At 67.2% G+C, this 256-nt stretch carries 1 protein-coding gene; it reads left to right on the top strand.

Translation table 11 applies throughout. The features are described 5' to 3' along the window. On the top strand, positions 1 to 256 hold a 256-nt coding region (locus ACQG3P_RS20465), incomplete at both ends, for a DUF885 family protein (protein WP_426806067.1).

The raw sequence follows: 256 nt of genomic DNA, 5'->3' as shown, positions 1-256 counted from the left end.
GCGCGCATCACCGCCGACTACAAGCGCATGTTCGAGTACCGGCTGATGCCGGCCTACCGCGCGCTGCGCGGCTTCATCGCCACCGAATACCTGCCGGCCACCCGGACAACCGATGGGCTGTCCGCACTGCCCAATGGCGTGGCGTGGTACACCCAGAACATCGTCCAGAGCACCGCCAGCCCGCTTACCCCGCAGCAGATCCACGCGCTGGGCGAACAGCGCGTGGCCAGCCTGCAGGAACAGATCACGGCAGTGA

The sequence above is a fragment of the Stenotrophomonas sp. SrG genome (assembly GCF_050031795.1).
GTDB lineage: Bacteria > Pseudomonadota > Gammaproteobacteria > Xanthomonadales > Xanthomonadaceae > Stenotrophomonas > Stenotrophomonas rhizophila_A.
The sequence above is the reverse complement of the archived record's forward strand: the minus strand, read 5'-3'. Positions and strand labels throughout refer to the sequence as shown.